This is a genomic window from Microbacterium sp. B35-04 (assembly GCF_010634885.1).
In the GTDB taxonomy this organism is placed as follows: domain Bacteria; phylum Actinomycetota; class Actinomycetes; order Actinomycetales; family Microbacteriaceae; genus Microbacterium.
In genome coordinates this window covers 1-23,494 of the sequence record NZ_MWLP01000036.1, presented here as the reverse complement: position 1 = coordinate 23,494, position 23,494 = coordinate 1, and the positions used below count along the sequence as shown (strand labels likewise).

Annotated in this window: 24 protein-coding genes and 1 pseudogene; 11 read left to right on the top strand and 14 right to left on the bottom strand. The window is 69.3% G+C overall.

What is annotated here, in order from left to right; translation table 11 throughout:
* Positions 1 to 34: 34 nt before the first annotated feature.
* The gene (locus B1729_RS10145) at positions 35 to 448 is read right to left on the bottom strand and encodes a DUF1232 domain-containing protein (protein ID WP_163617431.1); all 414 of its coding nucleotides are present in this window, start codon (positions 446 to 448) and stop codon (positions 35 to 37) included.
* 96 nt (positions 449 to 544) lie between these two features.
* Here B1729_RS10145 and B1729_RS10140 point away from each other — a divergent pair, with 96 nt between their 5' ends.
* A complete protein-coding gene (locus B1729_RS10140; RefSeq protein ID WP_163617432.1) occupies positions 545 to 1,084 on the top strand; it encodes a YaeQ family protein in 540 nt (179 codons plus the stop codon).
* A gap of 21 nt (positions 1,085 to 1,105) precedes the next feature.
* Here the strand turns inward: B1729_RS10140 and B1729_RS10135 are convergent, their stop codons facing one another.
* Positions 1,106 to 1,522: an NUDIX domain-containing protein gene (locus B1729_RS10135; protein WP_163632547.1), complete on the bottom strand. Its 417-nt coding sequence runs from the start codon at positions 1,520 to 1,522 to the stop codon at positions 1,106 to 1,108.
* 49 nt (positions 1,523 to 1,571) lie between these two features.
* Here B1729_RS10135 and B1729_RS10130 point away from each other — a divergent pair, with 49 nt between their 5' ends.
* Positions 1,572 to 3,053: an SDR family oxidoreductase gene (locus tag B1729_RS10130; RefSeq protein ID WP_163632545.1), complete on the top strand. Its 1,482-nt coding sequence runs from the start codon at positions 1,572 to 1,574 to the stop codon at positions 3,051 to 3,053.
* Positions 3,047 to 3,262: a hypothetical protein gene (locus B1729_RS10125; protein WP_163617435.1), complete on the top strand. Its 216-nt coding sequence runs from the start codon at positions 3,047 to 3,049 to the stop codon at positions 3,260 to 3,262. Before B1729_RS10130 ends, B1729_RS10125 begins: the two co-directional genes overlap by 7 nt.
* A gap of 24 nt (positions 3,263 to 3,286) precedes the next feature.
* Here B1729_RS10125 and B1729_RS10120 read toward each other — a convergent pair whose 3' ends face one another.
* Complete coding sequence (locus B1729_RS10120; RefSeq protein WP_163632543.1) at positions 3,287 to 4,822, bottom strand: hypothetical protein; 1,536 nt, start codon at positions 4,820 to 4,822, stop codon at positions 3,287 to 3,289.
* Between the two features lie 105 nt (positions 4,823 to 4,927).
* Positions 4,928 to 5,905, bottom strand: coding sequence for a zinc-binding dehydrogenase (locus tag B1729_RS10115; protein WP_163632541.1), 978 nt, complete (start codon positions 5,903 to 5,905; stop codon positions 4,928 to 4,930).
* A 233-nt stretch (positions 5,906 to 6,138) separates the two neighbouring features.
* On the opposite strand from B1729_RS10115, the gene B1729_RS10110 reads away from it, so the two are divergent.
* The 3 genes from B1729_RS10110 (at position 6,139) to B1729_RS10100 (ending at position 8,613) form a co-directional block, all read left to right on the top strand.
* A complete protein-coding gene (locus tag B1729_RS10110) occupies positions 6,139 to 6,459 on the top strand; it encodes a hypothetical protein (protein WP_163632539.1) in 321 nt (106 codons plus the stop codon).
* A 302-nt stretch (positions 6,460 to 6,761) separates the two neighbouring features.
* A complete protein-coding gene (locus B1729_RS10105; protein ID WP_163617439.1) occupies positions 6,762 to 7,700 on the top strand; it encodes an SDR family oxidoreductase in 939 nt (312 codons plus the stop codon).
* 67 nt (positions 7,701 to 7,767) lie between these two features.
* The gene (locus B1729_RS10100; RefSeq protein ID WP_163617440.1) at positions 7,768 to 8,613 is read left to right on the top strand and encodes a helix-turn-helix transcriptional regulator; all 846 of its coding nucleotides are present in this window, start codon (positions 7,768 to 7,770) and stop codon (positions 8,611 to 8,613) included.
* A 19-nt stretch (positions 8,614 to 8,632) separates the two neighbouring features.
* On the opposite strand, the gene B1729_RS10095 is transcribed toward B1729_RS10100, so the two are convergent.
* From B1729_RS10095 to B1729_RS10075, 5 genes are all read right to left on the bottom strand, one after another.
* Positions 8,633 to 10,144 (bottom strand): aldehyde dehydrogenase family protein, encoded by a 1,512-nt coding sequence (locus B1729_RS10095; protein WP_163617441.1) that lies wholly within the window; start codon positions 10,142 to 10,144, stop codon positions 8,633 to 8,635.
* Between the two features lie 142 nt (positions 10,145 to 10,286).
* The gene (locus B1729_RS10090; RefSeq protein WP_163617442.1) at positions 10,287 to 11,045 is read right to left on the bottom strand and encodes an NmrA family NAD(P)-binding protein; all 759 of its coding nucleotides are present in this window, start codon (positions 11,043 to 11,045) and stop codon (positions 10,287 to 10,289) included.
* Positions 11,046 to 11,153: 108 nt separating this feature from the next.
* Positions 11,154 to 11,573, bottom strand: coding sequence for a hypothetical protein (locus B1729_RS10085; protein WP_163617443.1), 420 nt, complete (start codon positions 11,571 to 11,573; stop codon positions 11,154 to 11,156).
* Entirely contained in the window at positions 11,570 to 12,475 is a 906-nt protein-coding gene (locus B1729_RS10080) for an RNA polymerase sigma-70 factor (protein ID WP_163617444.1), read from the bottom strand. The genes B1729_RS10085 and B1729_RS10080 overlap by 4 nt, the downstream gene beginning before the upstream one ends.
* Positions 12,476 to 12,501: 26 nt before the next feature.
* Entirely contained in the window at positions 12,502 to 13,290 is a 789-nt protein-coding gene (locus tag B1729_RS10075; protein ID WP_163617445.1) for an NmrA family NAD(P)-binding protein, read from the bottom strand.
* 238 nt (positions 13,291 to 13,528) lie between these two features.
* Here B1729_RS10075 and B1729_RS10070 point away from each other — a divergent pair, with 238 nt between their 5' ends.
* The 3 genes from B1729_RS10070 (at position 13,529) to B1729_RS10060 (ending at position 16,383) form a co-directional block, all read left to right on the top strand.
* Entirely contained in the window at positions 13,529 to 14,464 is a 936-nt protein-coding gene (locus B1729_RS10070; protein ID WP_163617446.1) for an alpha/beta hydrolase, read from the top strand.
* Between the two features lie 92 nt (positions 14,465 to 14,556).
* The gene (locus B1729_RS10065; RefSeq protein ID WP_163632537.1) at positions 14,557 to 15,078 is read left to right on the top strand and encodes a DUF1697 domain-containing protein; all 522 of its coding nucleotides are present in this window, start codon (positions 14,557 to 14,559) and stop codon (positions 15,076 to 15,078) included.
* Between the two features lie 105 nt (positions 15,079 to 15,183).
* Positions 15,184 to 16,383 (top strand): saccharopine dehydrogenase NADP-binding domain-containing protein, encoded by a 1,200-nt coding sequence (locus B1729_RS10060; RefSeq protein ID WP_163632535.1) that lies wholly within the window; start codon positions 15,184 to 15,186, stop codon positions 16,381 to 16,383.
* Here B1729_RS10060 and B1729_RS10055 read toward each other — a convergent pair.
* The 3 genes from B1729_RS10055 to B1729_RS10045 form a co-directional block, all read right to left on the bottom strand.
* On the bottom strand, positions 16,347 to 16,850 hold the full coding sequence (locus tag B1729_RS10055) for an SRPBCC family protein (RefSeq protein WP_239525805.1): 504 nt from the start codon (positions 16,848 to 16,850) through the stop codon (positions 16,347 to 16,349). The genes B1729_RS10060 and B1729_RS10055 overlap by 37 nt on opposite strands.
* A gap of 5 nt (positions 16,851 to 16,855) precedes the next feature.
* Positions 16,856 to 17,590 (bottom strand): hemerythrin domain-containing protein, encoded by a 735-nt coding sequence (locus B1729_RS10050; protein ID WP_163617450.1) that lies wholly within the window; start codon positions 17,588 to 17,590, stop codon positions 16,856 to 16,858.
* Positions 17,591 to 17,727: 137 nt separating this feature from the next.
* Entirely contained in the window at positions 17,728 to 19,395 is a 1,668-nt protein-coding gene (locus B1729_RS10045; protein ID WP_163632531.1) for an ABC-F family ATP-binding cassette domain-containing protein, read from the bottom strand.
* A 133-nt stretch (positions 19,396 to 19,528) separates the two neighbouring features.
* Here B1729_RS10045 and B1729_RS10040 point away from each other — a divergent pair, with 133 nt between their 5' ends.
* Positions 19,529 to 19,750 carry a hypothetical protein gene (locus tag B1729_RS10040; RefSeq protein WP_163617452.1) on the top strand — a complete coding sequence of 74 codons (222 nt, stop codon included), beginning with the start codon at positions 19,529 to 19,531 and terminating at the stop codon, positions 19,748 to 19,750.
* Between the two features lie 130 nt (positions 19,751 to 19,880).
* Here the strand turns inward: B1729_RS10040 and B1729_RS10035 are convergent, their stop codons facing one another.
* Entirely contained in the window at positions 19,881 to 20,663 is a 783-nt protein-coding gene (locus tag B1729_RS10035; protein WP_163617453.1) for a hypothetical protein, read from the bottom strand.
* Between the two features lie 423 nt (positions 20,664 to 21,086).
* Here B1729_RS10035 and B1729_RS10030 point away from each other — a divergent pair, with 423 nt between their 5' ends.
* Complete coding sequence (locus tag B1729_RS10030) at positions 21,087 to 22,757, top strand: alkaline phosphatase D family protein (protein ID WP_163617454.1); 1,671 nt, start codon at positions 21,087 to 21,089, stop codon at positions 22,755 to 22,757.
* Between the two features lie 113 nt (positions 22,758 to 22,870).
* Here B1729_RS10030 and B1729_RS10025 read toward each other — a convergent pair.
* A pseudogene (locus tag B1729_RS10025) lies at positions 22,871 to 23,494 on the bottom strand (LamG domain-containing protein); the annotation flags it as partial.

Sequence of the window (23,494 nt, the reverse complement as noted above, 5' to 3'; positions counted from 1 at the left end):
GGGGCGATCAAGCCGCGCGGCGCTGTCTCGTGGCTCACCGCACGCCCGCGAGCGTGAGCAGGCTCTCGAGGCCCTCAGGTGCGCCAGGCCAATGCCGCTCGATCGCCGGCCGCCCGGCCGTGCGGATCGTGTAGCGCAGCGCGATCGCGACGATGATGGCGTCGTCGGCATAACCGAGCACCGGGATGAAGTCGGGCACGAGGTCGATCGGCAGCAGCAGGTACACGAGCAGGCCACCCAGCCACCATCGCGTGCCCCGTGGAACCTCGGGATCGGCGACCAGTCGGCGCAGCAGCACCACGACATCGGCGACGAGCCACATGATCTGACGCCAGTCGACGTCGCGCCCGGCGCGACGGGCCTGCACCCACAGGATCAGGAGCAGCGCCGACCACAGCACCAGGAGGCCGGCGAGCGCCGACAGTACGGCGATCGCCCAGTCCGGCATCCGCCGACTGTAACACCGGTGGCGTAACGTCCGCCGGTGGTGGGCGACCGAGCAGAGGGCAAGGAACCGCGCGCGGACCGCGTAGGCTCGAACGCTATGGCAATCGGCGTGACGATGTACACCTTCGACATCCAGCTGGCCGACGTCGATCGGGGCGTCTATGAGGATCTGTCGGTGCGCGTGGCGCAGCATCCGTCCGAGACCGACGCCTTCATGCTCACCCGGGTGCTCGCCTACTGCCTCGAGTACGAGGAGGGCATCGCCTTCAGCGAGGGCGTCTCGGCGACCGACGAGCCGGCCGTTCTCGTGCGCGACATGACGGGCGCATTGGTCGCCTGGATCGAGGTGGGGGCTCCGGATGCCGCGCGGCTGCACACCGGAAGCATGCAGGCCGAGCGCACCCGGGTCTACACGCACCGGGATCCGGGAAAGGTCGCGGCGCCATGGGCCGGGAAGCGGATCCACCGCGGCGACGAGATCCTGCTGAACAGCTTCGACCCCGGCTTCGTCGACGCGGCCACGGCCGTACTGGCTCGCCGGAATACCATGACCGTCTCGATCACGGAGCGGCGGATCTACCTCGACCTCAACGCGACGAGCTTCGAGACCGACATCCACACGCAGACCGCCGCCTGACCCGACCGGGCGTAGCGCGGCTCAGCGCGGCAGGAAGTTCTCGCGCGCGAGCGGGGCGACCTCGAGATGCTCGGCGTCCGCCCGCGTGATCCACCGCAGCTCTTCGATCTCTGCCCCGATCACCGGCTGCTGCGAGCCGATGTCGGTCTCGAACACGTCTGCCACCACGAGGAACCCCGGCTCGTTCGCCGCGGCGGCGGTGTACGAGCCGAGGGGACGCAGCTCCTCGGCATCGACCGAGAGGCCCAGCTCCTCGAGCAGCTCCCGGCTCAGCGTCTGGCTCGGTGACTCCCCCGGTTCGGGCTTGCCGCCCGGCTGCATGAACGCCGTCGTGCCGGCCTTGCGCACGAGCAGCAGCTGGCCACGCTCGTTCACGATGACCGCAGCAGAGACATGGATGCTGCGACTGCGGGCCGGGGCGCCGTCCGAGGTGGTCACGATGGCACGCTAACAGGTGCCGCGCATTCCGCTCGGCGTAGAATCACGTGTGCTTCCCGATTCCCCCACCCCCTCCGACCTGCCGCCGAGCGGCATCGACGCGGACGACCTCGCGACCACTCTGCGCGTGCTCGACAACATGGCGGGGCTCGACGAGACTCACCCCGATTTCGTGGCCGTCCGGCGCGCGACCGCTGCCATGTTCAAGGCCGTGAAGAAGGTTCGCCGTCGGGAGATTCGCGAGGCCATCGCCGAGGCGGACCGCGCTGTCGTCGCGGCCACGGCCACCGGCGCGCCTGACCGGATCGACGACGAGACGCGCGGCATCCCGATCTCCACCGCGACGACGGCGCCCACCGCGGGCACTTTGATCAAGGCGCGCGGTTGCTACATCTGCAAGCAGCCGTACACCGTCGTCGATGCCTTCTACCACCAGCTGTGCCCCACCTGCGCGGCGATGAGCCACGCCAAGCGCGAGGCCCGCACCGACCTCACTGGCAAGCGCGCGCTGCTCACCGGCGGTCGCGCCAAGATCGGCATGTACATCGCACTGCGTCTGCTGCGCGACGGGGCCCACACGACGATCACCACCCGGTTCCCACGCGACGCCGTGCGCCGCTTCAGCAGCCTGCCGGACGCTCCGGCGTGGATCGACCGCCTCAAGGTCGTCGGCATAGACCTGCGTGATCCCGCACAGGTGATCGGATTGGCGGAGGATGTCGCGGCCGCCGGCCCGCTCGACATCCTCATCAACAACGCCACCCAGACCGTGCGCCGCTCCCCCGGCGCGTACCAGCCGCTCGTCGACGCCGAGCTGGCGCCGCTGCCCGACGGGCCGCTGCCCGAGCTCGTGACGTTCGGTCACACCAGCGACCGCCATCCGCAGGCGCTGGAGCGCTCGGTGACCGCCCACCCGATCCTCGCCGCGGCGGCCGCCCGAGCCGACGAGCTCACCGAGCAAGCCATGACCGCCGGGTCCAGCTCGCTCGAGCGCCTCGCGGCGGGCACGGCGATCGACGCCGGCGGCCTCCTCCCCGACCTCGACCACTCCAATTCGTGGGTGCAGAGCGTCGACGAGGTCGACCCACTGGAGATGCTCGAGGTGCAGCTGGCCAACACGACGGCGCCGTTCCTGCTCGTCTCGAAGCTGCGACCGTCCATGGCCGCGAGCAGCGCCCGTCGCACGTACATCGTGAACGTGAGCGCGATGGAGGGCGTCTTCAATCGCGGGTACAAGGGTCCGGGGCATCCGCACACCAACATGGCCAAGGCCGCCGTGAACATGCTCACGCGCACCAGCGCGCGCGAGCTGTTCGAGACCGATCGCATCCTGATGACGAGCGTCGACACCGGTTGGATCACCGACGAGCGCCCGCACCCGACCAAGGTGCGCCTCGCCGAGGAGGGCTTCCACGCCCCGCTCGACCTCGTCGACGGCGCCGCACGCGTCTACGACCCGATCGTGCGCGGCGAGGCAGGCGAAGACCTGTTCGGCGTGTTCCTCAAGGACTACGCCCCCGGCGCATGGTGAACCTGCCCGAACCGGGTCACCGGGTGGTCGTGCGGTACCTGCTGCCGACCGGACAGGCGACGGATGCGCTCGGGGAGCTGCTGAGTACGGATGCCGAGACCGTCGTCGTCGACGGCAAGCGCGGCGTCGAGCGCATCCCGCGCGGCGCGATCATCGCGGCGAAGGAAGTGCCCCCGCCGCCCGCGCCTCGCCGGGCTGCTTCGACGTAGACCCCGGGTCGTCCCACGGCGAACTCACTGGAATGCGAACGTCGGGGACGCCGTCTGCCACCACGCGTACATCTCGTCCAGCAGCATCTCGGCATCCGCGGCGAGCACCATGACCCCATCGGCGTCGTACGTCCACACGGCGACGACCTCTTCATAGCCATCCGTGTAGTAGCAGGCGAGCACTCCGCGTTCGGCACCGTCGCCATCGAGCCACTCGCTCCGGGCGCCGTCGAGGCAGTCGCCGTACGAAACGAACATCAGGAAGTCGTCGGTCGCGGCCTTCAGGCTCGCCGGCGAGTCGTAGGCGTAGACCTCGACCCAATCCGCCCCACCCACGGCGGTGCTCGAGCACTCCACCGCGGCGACGAGGCCTATGGACAGCTCTACGGTGGGAGTCGAAAGGTCCGCACAGGAATCGCTGAACTCCGCAGGCACGGCGGCGGTCAGCACCTCCGTCGGAGACGGAGGGACATCGACCGTGTCGACCTCGCTCGTGTCGACGGGGTCTTCGACGGCACCGGGCGAACCCTGCCACCCGGTGAAGGCGGGCTGGATCACGGCCAGCAGCAGCGCGAGGCTGAGAACCGGCACGGCAACCGTCACGGTGACCACGCTCGCGGTCCGGCGCGCGCCACGCGCGGTCCGCGCGAGTGCGCGATCGAGCACCTGAGCGACGTCATCCGGAAGCTCGGCTCGGAAGGCGCGTGCTGCCTCAGGATCGACCTCGTCCGCGAAGCGCAACAGGTTGAGGAAGCGATTGGTGGTGTGGGGCACCGGGCGGAACATCTCCGCCATCCTCATATAACGCGATCTCGCCACCCTTTCGGACTGCAAGACGAGGCCGGGGGCTGCGAGCTGGTCGCTGAGCTCACGGCCGATCAGCACGCGGTAGACCGCAGCGAGGCTCACACGGAAGTCACGGGTGCAGGCATAGGCGATCTGATCACCGGTGTAGACCGTGGTCCGGAGCCACGGCGCGACGAACGGCGCAAGGAGCGTGCGGACGCCGGTGTTGTCGAGCACGAGCTCCGCGAGCGCCCAGCGATCGTGCTTCGCCTTGAACGCACCGAAGTAGGTGCCCAGCAGGAAGAGCAGCTGCCCCTGAGCCGCCGGGGCGGTGATGTCTGCGACCGCGCCGCCCTCGATCAGCAGGGCACGAACGCCGAAGTAGCTCGTGAGCTGGATGCGCGGCGACAGGTTCGGAACCACGAAGATGTCGACCCGACGCTGGTAGCCGAGCGTCGCCCTGACGCAATCGACGGCGCTCTGCAACCCGGGCAGCGACTGAGAGGTCACGAGGACGGCATCCCCCAGGAGCCGCAGTCGCCAGAACTGAATCGCCACCCAGAGCGCGAGAAGCGCCCCCACGAGGACGAGCACCGCGTAGACGAGCAGCGACACATCCACGACGATCAGCCACACGACCAGTGCGATGAGCACCGCTATGACGCAGGTCACTGCGAGCGCGAAGCGGGATGGCTCCGCCGGGTGCCGCACCGCGTCGATGTCGAGCGGCCGGGGCGGTGTCGTGGTGTCGGACGTCGGATCCACCTGAGTCATGGCAGCCCCCTGAAGGTCACTCGACCGTCGTGCGCCTTCGCATGGCGATATCCGGAAGAGGCACGCGGCGGCGACCGTGATACTGCGGACCCTGCGCCCGTGCTGTCAGAAGCGGAGCAGCACCTTGCCGGCTCGTCCGGGGACTGCGCTCGCTGCGGCGGCGGCCCTGGCCTCCTCGAAGGGATAGACCGCGTCCACGGGGAGCTTGACTTCGCCCGAACCGATGCGCTGCACCAGCTCGGCGAACAGCGCACCGCGGGCGGCGGCATCCATCGTCCGGCTCACTGTACTGCCCCAGAAGCCCTTCACCGTCGCCTGCTTGAAGATCAGGTCGCCCGCCGACAGCTTGAGGGTGCTCGACGCCATGGAGCCGAACGACACGAGAGTACCGCCCTCTCCGAGGAGCGACAGCAGGTCGCCGGCCGCCGTGCCGCCGACCGAGTCCACGGCTGCGCGCGGCGCGTTCTCTCCCAGGATGTCCGCGACGCGCTCGCGCCAGCCGTCGGATTCGGTCGAGACGACATCATGGATGCCGAGCCCGGCCAGTTCCGCGACGCCGGCGTCGCGCCGCACGAGTCCCAGCACGTGCACGCCGCGGGCGGTGGCGAACTGCGCCACGAGCTTGCCGACGGCACCGTTGGCGGTGTTCTGCACGATCCAGTCGCCCGACTGCACATCGAGGAAGTCGAGCAGGCTCAACGCGCTGAAGGGCATGGAGATGAGCTGTGCGGCCGTCTCGTCGTCGATGCTGTCCGGAACCGGGACGAGCCCTGCCGCCTTGGTGACGAAGTACTCGCTCCACACGCCAAACGTGCCGCCGGTGGCGACACGCTGCCCGACGTGCAGCGTGTCGACGCCCTCGCCGAGAGCGTCGACGACGCCGTACGCCTCGGTCCCGGATCCGGCCGGCAGCTCGGGCTTGAAGCCGTACGTGCCGCGGATCGTCCAGAGGTCGTGGTTGTGGATGGGCGAGAGCACCGTGCGCACCCGCACCTGACCGGCAGCCGGCTCGGGGAGCGGTCGCTCCGCGACCTCGAGGACGTCGGTCGCGTCGCCGAAGGTGGAGTGGATGAGTGCGCGCACAGTGGTGCTCCTCACAAGATTCATGGGCCGCCGGGAGAGCCGCCACTCGGTGTTACAGCCCAGCATCCCCCGAACGCATTCCCCTCGCACATCGGGCGTCGGTGCGGTGCCCCGCGGTCTGCGGTCGGCCCACCGGCGGTTAGCCTGGGAGCGGACCACGAGAGGCGACCCGGGATGCGCACGTACGACAGCCAGGACAGCACGCACGCCGGCGCGTTCGCGACGGGATCCGCATGAGCACCACCGGCACCGCCACGCGCCGCATCGAGCTGACGCTGCACAAGCCCTGGTTCGCGCTCTACGCCCGCATCAGGCCGACGCTCGTGATCGCGGGTCGTGGCCAGCCCGCGCAGTGGGGTCTCGGCACCTGGCAGGTTCCGGCCGACCAGACGGTCGTGGTCGGGGTGTTCCTCTTCAATCGCATGTGGCGGTTCGGTCAGGCCGAGTTCGCCCTCGAGCCGGGGCATCCGCCCGCACTCCTGTACAAGGCGCCGGCACTGCCGTTCCTGCGCGGTCGCATCGCCGTCACCGACCACACCCGCGCCGCCGCTTAGCAAAACGCCGGGCCCGCCGCGAACCGCTTCGGGTGGCCTGCGGCCCCACGCATGAGCCGCCGCGCGCGGCGCTTGCCCCCCGCCCACAGGTCAACCGGGCTTCCACAGGAGATCGAATCGTTTCATCGTCCTGGGGAACCGCGGTTGACCTGTTGAACTCCGGGGTGAATCGGACGGCGCGGAGGAGGATGCCACGCAGCCCCGACATCCAGGGATCCGCGGTCCCCGGATGAGCGCGCCCTGAATACCCCGCCGCGCTCCCCCGAGGATGGAGGCATCCCCTCGAACAAGGAGCCGCCCTCATGCCGAAGATCCTCGACATCCCCGTTCCCGACCTCACCGGACAGCGCGCCCTCGTCACCGGCGCAAGCGACGGCGTGGGAATCGAGATCGCCGCACGTCTGGCGCGCGCCGGCGCCGACATCCTCATGCCGGTGCGCAATGCGCAGAAGGGCGAGACCGCTGCTGCGATGATCCGTGAGCGGACTCCGGATGCCGCCATCCGTGTCCTTCCGCTGGATCTGTCGTCGCTCGATTCGGTGTCGAACCTCGCCGAGCAGCTCTTGGGCGAAGGCCGGCCGATCGACATCCTCATCGCGAATGCCGGAGTGATGAACCCGCCGACGCGCCGGCTCTCCGCCGACGGATTCGAGCTGCAGCTCGCGACCAACCACCTGGGGCATTTCGCGCTCGTGGCTCGGCTGCTGCCGCTCCTGCGTGAAGGACGCGCGCACGTGACCAGCCAGGTCAGCATCGCGGCCGATCAGGGCGCGGTGAACTGGGATGACCTCGACTGGGCCCAGGGGTACGACCCGATGAAGGCGTACAGCTCGTCGAAGATCGCCTTCGGCCTCTTCGCGATGGAGCTGCAACGGCGATCGGATGCCGCAGGCTGGGGCATGCGCAGCAACCTCTCCCACCCCGGGATCACTCCCACCAACCTGCTGTCGGCACAGCCGGGGATGGGCCGCCCCGACGACACCACCGCGGTCAAGCTGATTCGAACGATGTCGCGGCTCGGCATCCTGGTCGGCACTCCGTCGTCGGCGGCCCTGTCGGCGGTGTACGCGGCGACGAGCCGCGACGCGCAGGGCGGTCACCTCTATGGACCGAAGGGCCTTCGTCATCTCGGCGGGCTGCCGGCCGAGCAGCCGGTGTACTCCCGCCTGCAGAGTGAGGCCGATGCCCGGCGGATCTGGGAACTCTCGGAGCAGTTGACCGGCGTACGCGTGCCGGCGTGAGCGGGTGCGTCGAGGGAGGGATCTCGGATCCCTGGCTGAGGAATGACGGATGCCGCAGACTCGGGTGATGGACAGAGCTCAGCTGGCCGACTTCCTGCGCCGCCGCCGAGCCGCGCTGCAGCCGGAGGATGTGGGGCTGCGGCGTGGCTCTCGGCGCCGCACCTCGGGTCTGCGCCGGGAGGAGGTGGCCGCCCTCTGCGACATGTCGGTCGACTACTACAGCCGGCTAGAGCAGTCCCGCGGTCCGCAGCCGTCGGAGCAGATGCTCGCCGCGATCGCCCGCGGCCTGCGGCTCACGCTCGATGAGCGCGACCACCTGTTCCGGCTCGCCGGACACACGGCGCCGACGCGCGCGCTGCGCAGCGAGCACGTCTCGCCGGGTCTCATGCGGGTGCTCGACCGGCTCGCCGACACCCCCGCGCAGGTCATGACCGAGCTCGGTGAGACGCTCGCACAGACGCCCGCTGCGCGGGCCCTGTTCGGCGACGAGACCCGCTTCGACGGATTCATGCGCAGCGTCGGCTACCGGTGGTTCATGGATCTCCGGGCGCGCGATGTCTACCCCTCCGAAGACCACCCGCTGCACTCGCGGGCGTTCACCGCAGACATCCGCACGGCGTACGCCAAGTTCGGCGCACGTTCGCGCGCCGGCGCCATGGTCGACGCGCTGCTGGCCGAGAGCCCGGAGTTCGCCGAGTTGTGGGAGGAGCACGAGGTGCGCGGAACCCACTCGCGCGAGAAGCGGCTGCAGCACCCCGAGGTCGGTGTGATGCAGATGCAGTGCCAGTTCCTGATCGATCCCGAGCAGGGCCAGACTCTCCTCGTGCTCACCGCGACGCCGGGCACCGAGAGCTACGAGCGACTGCAGCTCCTGTCGGTGATCGGAACGCAGGAGATCTCGGCGGGGCGGTGACCGGCGGCGGTGTATCCGCTCAGCGGTGCTGCTCGCCGTTCGCGTGTCGGGCGAAGATCCGCCGGGTCGTGAGGTCTGCTCCGGTGAGGATGCCCGCGCGGCCGAGGAGACGCCCGTTCTGCCAGTTCGACAGGCCCAGCTCCGGCTGGCGCAGCGCGTATTGACCGTCAGCCCAGCGCGTGAAGCCGTCGCCGGCGAACGGCGCGTTCACGGTCTCGCGGAAGCGCGCCTGGGCAGCCGGGTCCCCCGAGATCAGCGCCGCGACGAACTGCGGGCTGTAGGCGTTGAAGAGGCGCACGGCCTCGTCGGCGTCCTCGACCACGACGATGCTCAGCTCGGGGGTGTCCTCCCATTCCCACTCTGTGCCGAGCTGGTCGGCGTCGAGCAGCGTCGCCCGTGGCTCGAGGACCACTCCCTCCGCGCGCCGCACCTGGATCGAGCGGTCGAAGTCGGTGCCGGGCAACCAGGACTCACTTCCGTTGACGACATGGACGCGGGCGACGCCGCCGCGTGCCGCGGCAGCCTCGTCGGCCGCGGCGAGCACCAGCGGGACGAACTCGTCGGCTCGCTCGCGGACCACGGCGGCGACGTTGAGGGTGTTGCACACCTTGCGATCGAGCGAGTTGCGCACGGCGCCGGCGAGGCGGCGCGGGTCGGCGGTGCGGTCGGCGACCAGCCAGGCGCCACCGGTGCCATGGGAGCTGACGGGGATGCCGCTCTGCCGGGCGACGCTGCTCAACTCGGTCACCGCCGAGCCGGAACCGCGCACGACGGCGAGCGCCAGCCGCGCATCGCTGAAGAGCGCCCATCCGGCCGAGCGTTCGCGGACCGGAACCAGGCAGACGGCGCCCTCAGGCATGCCTGAGCTCTCCAGCGCGGGGCGCAGCGCGTGCTCTTCGATGGCCTGAGCGGTCCCCAGCGCGTCGCCCCCGATGCGCAGGACGGCCGTGTTGCCGGTCGCGAGCACGCCGGCGGCGTCGGCGAAGACGTTGGGGCGGCCCTCGAAGACGAACGCGATCACGCCGAGTGGCGCCGTGACGGTCTCGACGGCCCAGTCGTCGTGCTCGACGCGGGACACGACGTCACTCTCCGGCGCGTTGTGAACGTGCGTCGCCCAGCCGCGCAGTCCGTCGATCATGTCCTGTCGCATGCGGTCGGACACGCGAAGGCGGGTCGTCGACCGGCCCAGCGACTCCGCGCGTGCGACGTCGGCCGCGTTCGCCTCGGCGACGCATGCCCAGACGCCGTCGTCGGCCAGCGCGTCGGCGAACGCGACATAGAAGGCGTGCACCGGCCCGCGCTCGGCCGCGCGGAGCCGTTCAAAGGCCCCGACGGCCGCATCCACCTGCTGTTCGACGGCGTCACGCACCGCCGCCGGGACGTGCAGCAGGGCGCCCGTGGTCTGCACGACGTGGAGGTGATCGCCGGGCTGGAAGGCGGCGGCCAGGTCGGCAGGGACCGTGGTGAAGCGGTCGCCGCCGAAGGGGATGACGGCGCCGGCGTCGAGATGGGTGAGCGTGCCAGCAGTCATCGCGGCCTTCCGGGTGGAGTCTGGGGACGTGGCCCATCATAAAGCGATCCTCCCCGGCCGGATCGTCGAGCGGTGAGCCGCCGGCGACACATGACAAGAGGGCCCGGAGCGCCGAGCAGCGCCGCCGGGCCCTCATCGCTCGTCAGCCCCGCGGCGGGTTCGCCGGAAGCCACTTCTCCAGCGTCGTCGCGAAGTGCTGCGCGCCGCCCACCGGCATCAGCGTCCGCTCGTCCATCCGCGCGCCGAAGTACGGCGCCTCGGGATCGGTCACGACCTCGCGCTGGTCGCCGCGGAAGGTCAGCCCGCGCCGCACCATCTCGTCGAGCCCCATGACCTCAGGGCCGGCGATCTCGACATCGGCGTTGAGCGGAGCACCGGCCGCGGTGCGCGCGACGGCGGTGGCGACATCCTCCGCCGCGATCGGCTGAACGAGGTTCCCCGGAAGGTGCAGCGCGTCGCCGTTCGTCGAGACCGCCGCGATGCCGGTGATGAACTCGAAGAACTGCGTCGCGTGGACGATCGAGTACGGGATGCCCGACTCGCGGATCAGCTCCTCCTGCGCCGACTTCGCCGCGAAGTACGAGATCGTGTTCGGGCGGTTCGTGCCGACCACGGTGAGGGCGACGTAGTGCCCCACGCCGGCGGCGCGCGAAGCGGCGATGAGGTTCTTCGTCGACGTCGTGAAGAACTCCATCACGTCGTCCGGCGCGAACGACGGCGAGTTCGACACGTCGACGACGACATCCGCTCCCTGCAACGCGTCCGCGAGGCCCTCGCCGGTGATCGTGTCGACGCCGGAGTTCGGCGACGCCGGGACGGCCTCGTGCCCGTGCTCGGTGAGCTTCGCGACGACCTTCGAGCCGATCAGTCCGGAACCGCCGATGACCACGATCTTTGCCATGATGAGCCTTTCGTTCAGGGAGCGCGAGGAGGTGCGCTCACCAGCTACGACAGGACAGCGGCCGGATCTGTGACACCCCGTCCGCGCACGGGTGCCGCTCATCCCCGGTCACTCCACGCTCCATCCCGTGAGCTTCTCGGGGTTCACGACGAGCCACGCCTGCACGATCCGGCGGTGCCGCAGACGAATGCCGAGGACGCCGGTCACCTCGCCGCCACGGCACACCACGATGCCCGGCACCCCGTTCACCGACGCGACCCGCAGCGACGCCGCAGGATCGAGCAGCACGCCGGAGAGGTACCGACCCACCTCCGACGCACCATTCAGCGCAGATCGCGGCGCCGGCACCCTGCCGCCCGCGTCGACGGTGAGCTCCACACCGGGGTGCAGCATCCGCCCCACGGCGCGCGGATCTGCGGATGCCGCAGCCGCGACGAGCGCCTTCGCCACGCGGTCATGCTGCACGGCGCTCGACTGCGAGCCCCGCGGAGAGAAATGCAGCCACGACGCGCGGTGCCGCCGGGTCACGCCCCCACCGGAGCGACATGGCCGAGCTTGTCAGGGCTCATGATCCAGTGAATCTGACGGATGCCGTCGTCCGTCGCCGTGATCATCGCGACGGTCGTGACGACCCCGCCTTCGGAGATCGTCGCGGCGGGCTGTCCGTTGAGCTCGACCCAGTCGATCGTCTTCCCGATCCAGAAGTGACTCGAGAAGGCGGCGATGAACTTGGCGACGCGACTGCGTCCGGCGACCGGGATGCGCGCGGCGAGCTTGACGCCGTTGCCGTCGGTGGTGCTCACGACGTCCTCGGCGAACAGTTGCTCGAGGGCGCTCACGTCGCCCTTCTGCGCGGCGACGAGGAATGCCTCGAGCAGGCGCCGCTGCGCGGCGTCTGCCACTTCGGCCCTGCGCGCCGACTCCAGATGCTTGCGCGCGCGGCTGACGAGCTGGCGCGCGCTCGCCACGGTGGCCCCGATGACGTCGGCGATGCGCTCATACGGGTAGTCGAGCGCCTCGCGGAGGATGTACGCGGCGCGCTCGGTCGGCGTCAGCTTCTCGAGCACGAGCAGGATGGCGAACTGCAGCGCTTCGCCGCGCTCGGCGCCCAGAGCCGGGTCGTCGTCGGTGTTGACCGGCTCCGGCAGCCATGGGCCGATGTAGGTCTCGCGGCGCGCGTGCGCGGACTGCGTCGCGTTGATCGAGAGCCGTGTGGCGACCGTCGCGAGGAATGCGGCGGGTTCGCGGACGTCGGCGCGATCGGCGTTCTGCCAGCGGATCCAGGTCTCCTGCACGATGTCCTCGGCGTCGGCCACCGTGCCGAGCATGCGATACGCGATGCCGAAGATCCGGCGCCGGTGCTCGTCGAAGACGGCGAGTGCCAGCGTGATGTCGTCCTGCTCGTTCCCGAGCCGTGTGGTGTCGCCCATTCCGCCTGCCTCTCCCCTCGCCGCGCTCAGCGTACGCCCGCGGCGGAGGGCATCGGCGCCGCGTCGCGCGGCATCACCTGCCAGTCGTGGAAGCGGGTCGGCGCGATGATGGCGTCGGCCGCGGGCAGCAGTTCCCAGCGGTCGAGCCGCGCCCCGAAGTAGGTGGCGAGCGGATCGGCGACGACCTCGCGCTCGTCGCGACGGAACCGCAGCTCGCGCTGCGCGAGGAAGCCCAGTTCGAACACCTCGGGCCCGCCATGCTCCGTGGTCGCACCGGTGGGGCGCGCAAGAGCGGCGCGCGCGACAGCGGCGGCCACGTCGTCGGCAGCCATCGGCTGGATGAGGGCGTCGGCCACGTGTGCGATGCCGCTGCGGGTGGCGGCATCCGTGATGCTGCGGATGAATTCGAAGAACTGCGTGGCATGAACGATCGAGAAGGGTCGACCGGATGTCGTCAGCAAGCGCTCCTGCTCCGCTTTGGCCTGGAAGTACCCGCCCTCGGAGCGCGCCAGCCGGTCGGTGCCGACGACCGACAGCACGACGTGGTGGCGCACCCCCGCGGCGGCGCCGTACGTGAGCAGGTTGAGCGTCGAGCCGGAGAAGAACTCGCGGGCGCCTGCCTCGTCGGTGTACGACGAGTTCGACACGTCGACGATGGTCTCGACTGCCTCCAGGGCGCGTTCGAGTCCTTCCCCGGTGAACGAGTCGACGCCGACCGCGCGCGCCACGACGACGACCTCATGCCCTGTGGCCGCGAGTGCGGTCACGACCCTCGAGCCGATGAGTCCCGTTCCCCCGATGACCGCGATTCGCATGACGACCCCTTTCCGCTTCGCCGCGCGCGGGAACGCGCGCGTCACCAACTGAGACCGGATGACGAAGCGATCTGTGACACGAATCCCGAAGAGGTGGAGAAAAGACCGGCGGCGGAAGGCCCGGCCGAGGACTCGCCGACATCTGTCACAACACCGCCGCCCGCCCGGTCGTAGTTCACAACACCGCAGGATCCACGGTCCGATCTCCGGGGCGCCGCCCCGTTCCAGGGAGCACTCGATGCCCATTTCCTCCTTTCCCACCCCGCTGCGCACCATCGACGCCGGCGAACTGTCCGTCGCCTACATCGACGCGGGCGATCCCGCCGCCGAGCCGGTCGTGCTCCTCCACGGATTCCCGTACGACGTCCACAGCTACGTCGACGTGCTGCCGCTGCTGACGGATGCCGGCTTCCGCGTTCTCGTCCCCTCCCTCCGCGGGCACGGATCCACGTCGTTCCGCGACGCCCGCAGCATCCGCTCCGGTCAGCAAGCCGCGCTCGGTGCCGACCTGCTCGCGTTCATCGACGCCCTCGCCCTCGAGCAGCCGATCCTCGCCGGCTACGACTGGGGCGCCCGTGCCGCCTGCGTCGTGGCCGCGCTCTGGCCCGAGCGCGTCGGAGGGCTCGTGTCAGTCAACGGCTACCTGATCCAAGACATCGCGGCAGCCGGCATCCCACTCGCTCCGAACCTCGAAGCCGGATTCTGGTACTTCTGGTACTTCGCGACCGAGCGCGGCCGCGCCGGCCTCTCGCGCGACGCGCGCGGCATCGCCGACGTGATCTGGCGCCGCAACTCCCCCGCGTGGGCATACGACGCCGCCACCCTGGACCGTGCCGCCGCCGCCTTCGACAACCCCGACTATGTCGACGTGGTCATCCACTCGTATCGCCATCGTCTCGGTCTCGAGCCCGGGGCACCTGCATACGTCGACCTCGAACGACGCCTCGCCGCGCTGCCGCCGATCACCGTGCCCGCGATCACCCTCGACGGGACCGCCGACGGCAACTTCCCCGCCACGGACGGATCGCAGCATGACCGCTTCTTCGTCGGTCCACGGCAGCATCGACGCGTTCCCGGCGCCGGGCACCATCTCCCCGCCGAGGCCCCGCACGCGTTCGCCGAGGCGATCCTCGACATCGCCGAGCCGCCCGGCGACGGGGCGGGCACTCCCTGAGACGTGCTGATCGCGATCGGCATCTACGCCGTCGAGTCGACACGTCTTCCCTGCACCTGATCCCGTCCGCCGCCGGGTTCTAGGCTCGTGGCATGCGGTGCGTCGCCTTCATGAGGAACGTCAACCAGGGTCAGCGCGGCCATCCTTCGACGAGCGACATCGTGGCGGGGTTCGCCGACGCCGGACGGCCCGAGATCCGAACCTTCCAGAGCAACGGCACCATCCTGTTCGACTCCGACGAGCCCGCATCGGTCGTCGAACAGGCGGCGGACGCCATCGCGGCGCGGTCGGGCCACGAGCGGGAGATCCTCTGGATCCCGCTGTCCGAGCTGGCTGCAGTCGTCGACGCGCACGGCGCCACGCCGGAACCGCGCCGATTCGAACTCACGCTGTACAGCGGCGCGATCATCGACCCGCACGATGCCCGTGTTGTGAGCCGGGCCGCGGAACATCGCTGCTCCATCGTCGACGCCGGAACAGGGTGGGCACTCGTCCGCAACAAGGTCGAGGGCGAAGGCCACGCGACCCCGGCGCTCGAGAGCATCACCGGCAGGCGGGCGACCTCTCGTGGACTGCCGACGGTGATCCGGCTGGTCTCCCGCTTCGGTCGTTGACGCCCACTCCTCAGGCACGGCAGCCCGTCGCGCCGTCGTAGGCGGTCCGTCACGCGTGCACAACCCGGTGTCGGCGTTGCTCGAGCGCACCTAGGCTCGCGTGACATGAGCGAGAACGTCCGCGACCACGACATCGTCCTGCTCGGCGCCACGGGCTTCGTCGGCAGGTTCACCGCGCGGCACCTGGCACGATCGGCGCCCGACGGCGTGCGGATCGCGCTCGCCGGCCGATCGCGCTCCCGCCTGGAAGACGTGCGCCGCGAGCTGGGCGTCGACTGGCCGATCGTCGAAGTGGACACGACGGACGAGACGGCCGTCGCTCGGCTGCCGGCGTCGACATCCGTCGTCGCGACGACGGTCGGACCCTACCTGCGCTACGGCGCGGAGGTCGCCGCCGCGTGCGCACGCCAGGGCACCTCGTACGCAGACTTGTCGGGCGAGAGCATCTTCGTCGCGCGCAGCATCCAGCGCAATCACGACGCCGCGGAGAAGAGCGGCGCCAGAATCGTCCATTCGTGCGGCTTCGACTCGATCCCCTCCGACCTCGGCGTCGGGCTCGCCCATCGGGCAGCCGGCGGTGTGCCGATCGTCGCGGCCACACTGCGGGTGCGGTCGCTGCGCGGCGGCATCAGCGGTGGGACGATCGACTCGCTTCGTCAGCAGATGACAGAGGCGAAGAGGGATGCCTCCGTCCGGCGCCTCATCGCGAACCCCTTTGCCCTCACGCCCGGGCCGTCCGTCCGCCTGCCGAGTCACGCCGGCAGCGGATGGGGCAAGGAACGAGGCATCTGGCAGGTGCCGTTCATCATGGGGGCCTACAACCAGCAGATCGTCCAGCGAAGCAGCTACCTGACGGGGTGGAGCTATGGCCAGCTCATGCGATATCGCGAGGTCGTGACGACGGGACGCGGCGTCGCCGGCTTCGTTTCGGCGGGGGCGATCGGTCTCGGCACGGCGGCCTTCGTCGGCGGCATGTCGTTCGCGCCGACCCGGACGATCCTCGATCGTGTGCTCCCCGCACCGGGCGCCGGCCCCGGTGCGGATGCCGTCGACCACGGGCGCTTCGTACTCGATGTCGACGTCTACCCCGTCCAAGGCGAGCCGGTGCGGGCTCGCGTCGCGGCCCCGTTCGATCCCGGCTACGGCGGAACCGGCATCATGCTGGCGGAGTCGGCGCTGAGCCTCGCGCTCGACGAACTGCCCGATCGCGCGGGCGTGCTGACGCCGATGGTCGCCTTGGGCGAGAAGCTGGCGGAGCGGTTACGGGCTCACCGATTCACGCTGGACGTCGCCCTGCTGAGCTGATCTCGGCGAGGGACAGCGGCCGCCGCGCGCTCCTCCGCCTCGAGCACACGACCCAGTCCGCGGAAGTCTCGAAGCAGGATTCGCCGGAGGACGAAGGTGGGCAGCAGAGCCACCAGCCGGAGCCATCCCGCGACATCGCCCTCGTAGTCGGCCAGAACGCGCGTGCCTTCGTCTTCCGCCACGCACACGTACTCGACTCGCGAGTTCCACGGCGACGTGGAGTGCCAGACGACGCGGCGTTCGGGCTCGATGACCTCGAGCACGTCGGCGAAACGCACTTTGAAGGGACCGAAGATGCGGTCGACCGCCCACCAGCGGCTCCCGATCCCGGGCAGCCCTTCGCCGATCCGCTGGCGGAACTCGACAGCCGGTGCGAACTCCGGCCAGCGTGCCGGGTCGGCGAGATACGGAAACACCCGCACCGGAGGATGAGAGAGCCGTGCGTCCAGGCTCACGCGCCGCCACATCTTCGTCACACCATCTGGGGTACGGGGCGGTCGGGGTAGAGCTCCCGCATCGCCTGGTCGTACTTGCGCTTCATCAGCAGGAGATACAGAAGCCGGATCGGCGCGGGGATGTTCTCGCGCATCCACTCCTCCCGCTCGTCCTCCGGCACACTCGCGATCAGCAGGCCGACCTGCAGCGCCATGACGTCCTTGCCGAGTTCCTTGCGATGGGCGGCCAGAGTCTCGCGGGTGTGCTTCTCCATCCAGTCCCACTCCTGCTGCGACATCACGACACCGGCGACCGGCATGATGTCGTCCTCCTCCTGCCGCAGATGCGCCGCCAAGGTGTCGCGCAGCGTCTCGATGTCACCCGCGAGCGCATCTCGCAGTCCTGGATCGGCGGTGGCGACCCAAGGCGCCAGCTGCGGCTCGATGCGGGTGAGCTGTGCCGCGACCTCGGCATGCTGGGCGCGCATCTGGTCGACGTGAAGCGCGCACCCCGGGTCGCGCGAGGTGAGCCGGTCCCACAGCGCGATGTCCTCGGTCTCGTGATGCATGTGCAGCGCGTAGAAGTCGAGATGCGCATACCGGCCTACGATCGCCGCACGCTCGACATCTCCGGCATCCACCTCGCGGATCAGCAGCGGCAGCTCTCGATAGAGCCAGCGCAGGATGCGGTGCACGAGAATCAACCCCGACGTGTCGCAGCCCGCGTGCTGGCCTTCGGGCAGCGCTCCCGACGACGGCAATTTCGCAGCCATGTCGTACCCCCCCAGTTCCCCGCCGACGCCGGGTCGTCAGCAACGAGGGGCGCAGACAGCCGCACGATACACCCGGGGGCGGTGGAATACACCCCCTCGCCTGTCGGCGCGCGTCCCGGCTGGTGGCAAAGGTCCGGTCAGTGAACCTCGGTGACGCGCCCGGCGTCGACACGCCAGTGCCGGTCGAGCAGCACGGTGTCGAGCATGCGCCGATCATGGGTCACCAGCAGCAGCGTGCCCCGATAGGACTCGAGCGCCTGCTCGAGCTGTTCGATCGCCGCAAGATCGAGGTGGTTGGTGGGCTCATCGAGAACCAGCACGTTCACGCCGCGCGCCTGGAGCAGTGCCAGGGCAGCGCGCGTGCGCTCGCCCGGCGAGAGCTCGTCCACCGGTCGACTCACATGATCGGCCTTCAGACCGAACTTGGCGAGCAGAGTGCGCACCTCGCCGGACTCCATCGCCGGCACGAGTTCCTCGAAGGCTGCGGCGAGGGGCCGTGATCCCACCAGCAGCGAGCGAGCCTGGTCGATCTCGCCGATCTCCACATTCGCGCCGACACTGGCGGTGCCCTCGTTCGGCGCCTGCCTGCCCAGCAGCGCGCGGAGCAGCGTCGACTTGCCGGCGCCGTTGTGACCCGTGATGCCGATCCGCTCACCCGCGTTCACCTGCACAGACACCGGCCCGAGCGTGAAGGACCCCTGCTCGAAGACCGCAGAGCTCAGCGTCGAGACCACCGTGCTCGAGCGCGGTGCTGCGCCGATGGTGAATTCGAGCTGCCACTCCTTTCGCGGCTCCTCCACCTCGTCGAGGCGCGCGATCCGGCTCTCCATCTGGCGCACCTTCTGCGCCTGCTTCTCGCTGGACTCGGTGGCGGCCTTGCGCCGGATCTTGTCGTTGTCGGGCGCCTTCTTCATGGCATTGCGCACACCCTGGCTCGACCACTCCCGCTGCGTGCGTGCCCGGGCGACCAGATCGGCCTTCTTCTCGGCGAACTCGTCGTACTTCTCCCGTGCATGGCGGCGGACGGTCGCCCGCTCCTCGAGGTACGCGTCGTAGCCGCCGCCGTACACACGGTGGGAGTGCTGTGCCAGATCGAGCTCCAGGACGCGCGTCACGCTGCGCGCGAGGAACTCGCGGTCGTGGCTGACCAGCACGACGCCGCCGCGCAGGCCCCGCACGAAAGCCTCGAGCCGCTCGAGGCCATCGAGATCGAGATCGTTCGTGGGTTCGTCCAGCAGTGCGATGTCGAACCGTGACAGCAGCAGCGCGGCGAGCCCGACCCGGGCTGCCTGGCCGCCCGACAGCGAGGTCATGGTCGCCTGTTCGGCGGGTGCCCCGCCGAGGTCGAGTCCCAGGTCGGCAAGTACGACCGGAATGCGTTCCTCGAGGTCGGCGGCGCCGCTCGCCAGCCAGCGATCCAGTGCCGTCGAGTAGGTGTCGGCGGGATCCGCGCCTGACTCGGACGACGACGTGTCGCCCAGCGCGGCGGCCGCGGCATCCATGTCCCTCGTCGCCTGTGCACAGCCGGTGCGACGGGCGATGTAGGCGGCGACGGTCTCACCGTCGACGCGTTCGTGCTCCTGCGGCAGCCAGCCGACGAAAGCGTCGGAAGGTGAGAGCGCGATGGTGCCGGCCTGCGGTTCGTCGATGCCGGCGAGCAGTCGCAACAGTGTGGACTTCCCCGCTCCGTTGGCACCGACCACCCCGACGACATCGCCCGGCGCCACGGTCAGATCGAGCGAGTCGAAAAGCGTGCGATGGCCGTGACCGCCGGCGAGGCCTCGTGCCACGAGTGTTGCCGTCATTCCCCTATCCTCTCAGCGCGCGGGCCCGAGCTCGCGCGGGCGCCCTCGAGGCGATTCGCCGCGAGCAACGCACGACATCGGCGGTCACGTCAAGGGGGTGCGCGCGACATCGTCGCCGCACCAAGGTGAGCGCATGGCCATCCACAACGAGAACCTCCACGTCGCGCTCGACGACGATCGCGTCGAGACCATCGAGCACGTCGTCGCCGATGTGGAGGACGACATCCATCACGGCAGGGTGTCGGACGACGTGAGCCACGTGCTCGGCCAGCGGCTCGAAGCAGCGGGCGTATCGCTGGCACCCGAAGCGGTCGACGACCTGGCCGAGGCAATCGAGAACGACGTCTCGCTCTGACTCCGGGGCTGGTCACGGCTCGAAGCCAGGTCCTCGGCGCGTGCCGCTGTGATCGCGCCGCCGCGCGTGCGCCCGAGCGATGGAGGCGAGGCGTCGCCGCCAATTGAAGGTCCCCGACTCTCAGGGACTCCTACGAGGACTCGCGCCTCATCTCCGAGGACCACTCGTCGTAGGCCGTGTACTTCGCGGCGAGGCCCGCGAATGCTCGACTGGTCGCCGCGAACTCGAACACTTGAGCGCGGTACGTGCGCCGCAGCGGCAGATTGAGCTCCTCCAGGCTGGACAGCTCGAGCAACGGCGACACATCCGCATCGAGCAGACGGGTGCCAGGAAGGTCCAGAGACCGAAGCTCCTTCAGCGGCTCGATCCACCGCACGTTCTCAAGGACGACCGGCTTGTCGGATCCGACGTAGCCGCCGTAAGCCAAGTCGCGGAGGTTTCGAAGGGTCGAGATCGGAGAAGGGTCGGTCACTCGGTGCGCTTGTTCGACGGTGAGGGCGATGAGACCGTCGCGGCCACGGATCGCTTCCACAGACTCCAGAGCTGTCGCTCCGCCCAATGCGAGAGTCGCCAGTGCCGGTAGCTGCCCGACCACTCCGATGTCCCGGTACGGCCCCCACTTGAGGTGGAGCGCTTCGAGCTGCGGCTGACCCCTCAGCGAGTCGAGGAGCTCTTGCGGCACGCGTGAGCGGAGGTCGAGAACCGTGATCGGTGTCGGTGACGAGAAGAAGTCGATCCACGCCGCGTAGATACGCCGCCGCTCACCAGGGCTCGCAACCTTGTGATCGAGCTGGGTCGCGGTGACCGCGACGGCGCTCTCTCCTCTGTACTGATCCGGGTGCCACAGCGCGTCGGCGGCATTCCGATTTCGAGAACTATCGCTTCCGCCGAAGATGCGACCGATGAACCCCACATCGCGAGCTTAGGCGCGCGACGGGTCAGAACTCGCTCAGCGCATTCCGCACTGCACGCTCGTGTTCGACAGACGTCCCCGATCGCACGCCGGCCCGGATCCCGGACCGAGTTCGCCTCGACGCACGATCTCGTGTAAAGGTCTAGCTGTGCGATTCCCGATTGAGCAATGGTTGGGGGTGCAGTGGACCGTCGGGGCGGCTGTCCTCGTGGGCGTGACCGCTATCGCTGGAGTCGCGTCGGTGGTGCTGGACGCACCCACCTGGTTGGTGGTGACGTTCGTGGCGAGCACCGGCGCTACCTGAAGCGGCTCGACCGCTGGGCGCGAGGAGGCTGAGGCGTCAAGCTTGTCGTTCCGATAACACAAAGTCGGGACTGCGGACACCTCTGGCCGCTGTGGCGCCATTCGCGGTAGAACGGGCTCATGGAATCCCCGCTGGTGTTGGGGCCGATGCTGCGCTACGTCGATGAGACGTCGGCCAGCATCTGGGTGGAGACGCAAGCCGACTGTCTGGTGAGCGTCCACGCCGAAGGGCGATCGTGGCAGGCCCGCAGCTTCGCCGTGCACGGCCACCATTTCGCCCTCGTCGAAGTCGACCGGCTCGAGCCCGGCAGCGTTTCGCCGTACGAGGTCGAGATCGACGGGGTGTCGGTGTGGCCGGAACCACACTCCGAATATCCACCATCGGTGATCGCCACGCGCGCGCCTGGGCAACGGTCGCGGATCGCCTACGGATCATGCCGTACCAGCGTCCCCCACGACCGGTCAGGCAATCGGACCCACGGCGTCGACTCCTTGCGCGCCTTCGCACTCGCGGTGGCCGACGGCCGCGAGGTCCGACCGGATCTGCTGCTCTTCCTCGGCGATCAGGTGTACGCCGACTCGACCACGAAGGAGATGCAGGAATTCATCCGCGGCCGCCGCGACATTCATGAGGAACCGGGCAAAGAGCTCAAAGACTTCGAAGAGTACGCCCACCTCTACCGATTGGCATGGTCGGATGACGCGAATCGGTGGCTGCTCTCCTGTGTGCCGAGCGCGATGATCTTCGATGACCACGACATCCGCGACGACTGGAACGCCTCGCTCGATTGGAAGAGGAAGATGGAGGCCACCACCTGGTGGCACGAACGCATCGTCGCCGGCTTGGCGTCGTACTGGGTGTACCAGCACCTCGGCAACCTGTCCCCCCGCGAACGTGCCGCTGACAAGATGTGGCAGCAGGTCAGTGGGCGCGACGACGCCGGTTCGCCCGACCTCAGTGCTGCGTTGGACGAGTTCGCCGACCGCTGCGACAAGGACCCGAACAGCTACCGCTGGAGCTACTGCCGAGACTTCGATGGAACGCGTCTGATCGTCCTGGATTCACGAGTCGCGAGAGATCTCACTCCGTCGGCTCGGGGGCTGCTGAACGGTCATGAGCTCGCGTGGTTCGACGACCATATGCAGGGTGGATTCCGCGACGTCCTGATCGCCACCTCGCTCCCGTTCCTCTTGCCGTTGGGTCTGCACCATGTCGAGGCATGGGATGAGGCGATCGCACAGGGGGCTTGGGGCCGACTGGCCGCGTGGGTCGGGGAACGACTGCGGCAGGCCTTCGACCTGGAACACTGGGCGGCGTTCCAGAACAGCTTTCAGGCTGTTGCCGGGATTGCGACGGAGCTGGCAGACGGTGCCCGCGGTCCGTCGCCGCAGACGGTGATGTTCCTGTCCGGTGATGTGCACTTCTCGTACCTGGCCGAGGTCGAACGCCAGACGGGCAGCCGCATCGTGCAGGCAGTGTGCTCACCTGTGCGGAACCCCTTGCCCCGCTTCCTGCGTTGGTTCTCCGTGGTGATGTCTTACGGCGCAGCGACGCCGCTGGGTGCCGCAGCCGCGCGTTCTGCGAAGGTTCCCGACCCGCCCTTCCGCTGGAAGACAGTGAAGGGTCCGTGGTTCGACAACAACCTCGCGCTGCTGCAGGACGCACCCGATGGACTCACCATGACCTGGCACAAGGGTGTGGTCGAGGACGGTGACGAATTGCATCCGCGTCTCGAAGAGGTGGCATCCATCACGGTGCCGACGAAGCGAGACTCCGAACTGTCGTCCTGAGTGAATGACGGCGCACCGCCCGTGGGCCGACGTCTCAGAGGTCCGCAGGCTCCTGGACCGTCAGCGACGTACGGTCCGCTGCCTATGCACAGGCTCACGCTGGGAGCTCGTCGCTATTGGCGGGCCATTGCGATGCGCACTCGCTCGTCCGGGTCGATCAGGTGATCGTGGTCGTCGCCGCCGAGGTCGATCTGCACCCAGTTGATGCGGCCGCGGAAACGGCTGGTCTGCGGTGTGTAGTCGTCGCTCACTGGTGTGCCCGACTCGTAGCCGATGTCCGTTGTCTCGTCGGCTGAGAAAACCATCGGTTGGGTCACGTCGACGCGGCCGGTGCCGACCGGGGTGCCGTCGTAGTAGAGGGTGACGTCACCGCCTTTCGCGAGACCGCCGCCGTCGTATGCGAACTCCGCCCGCACCTGGTGGGTGCCCGGGGTGACCGCACGGTCGGCTGCGATCGTGAAGCGGCGGATGCCGAGCGTGTTGTAGACGAAGCGGGCGGCACCGTCGAGAAGGTACAGGCTCCATCCTCCGAACCGGCCTCCCTGCGCGATGATGACACCCTGTCCGCCGTCTTCGGGGACGTCGAGCTCGGCGGTGATGGAGAAGGATCGATTCTTGATGCTGACGACGCTGTTCTCCGAAAGTCGGCCCATGCCGGGAAAGAACAGCTGCGAGTCGCCGCGGATGAGAGTCGGTCGCCCCGCCATCCCGGGGTCGAGGCGCTCGGCGGTGCGGTC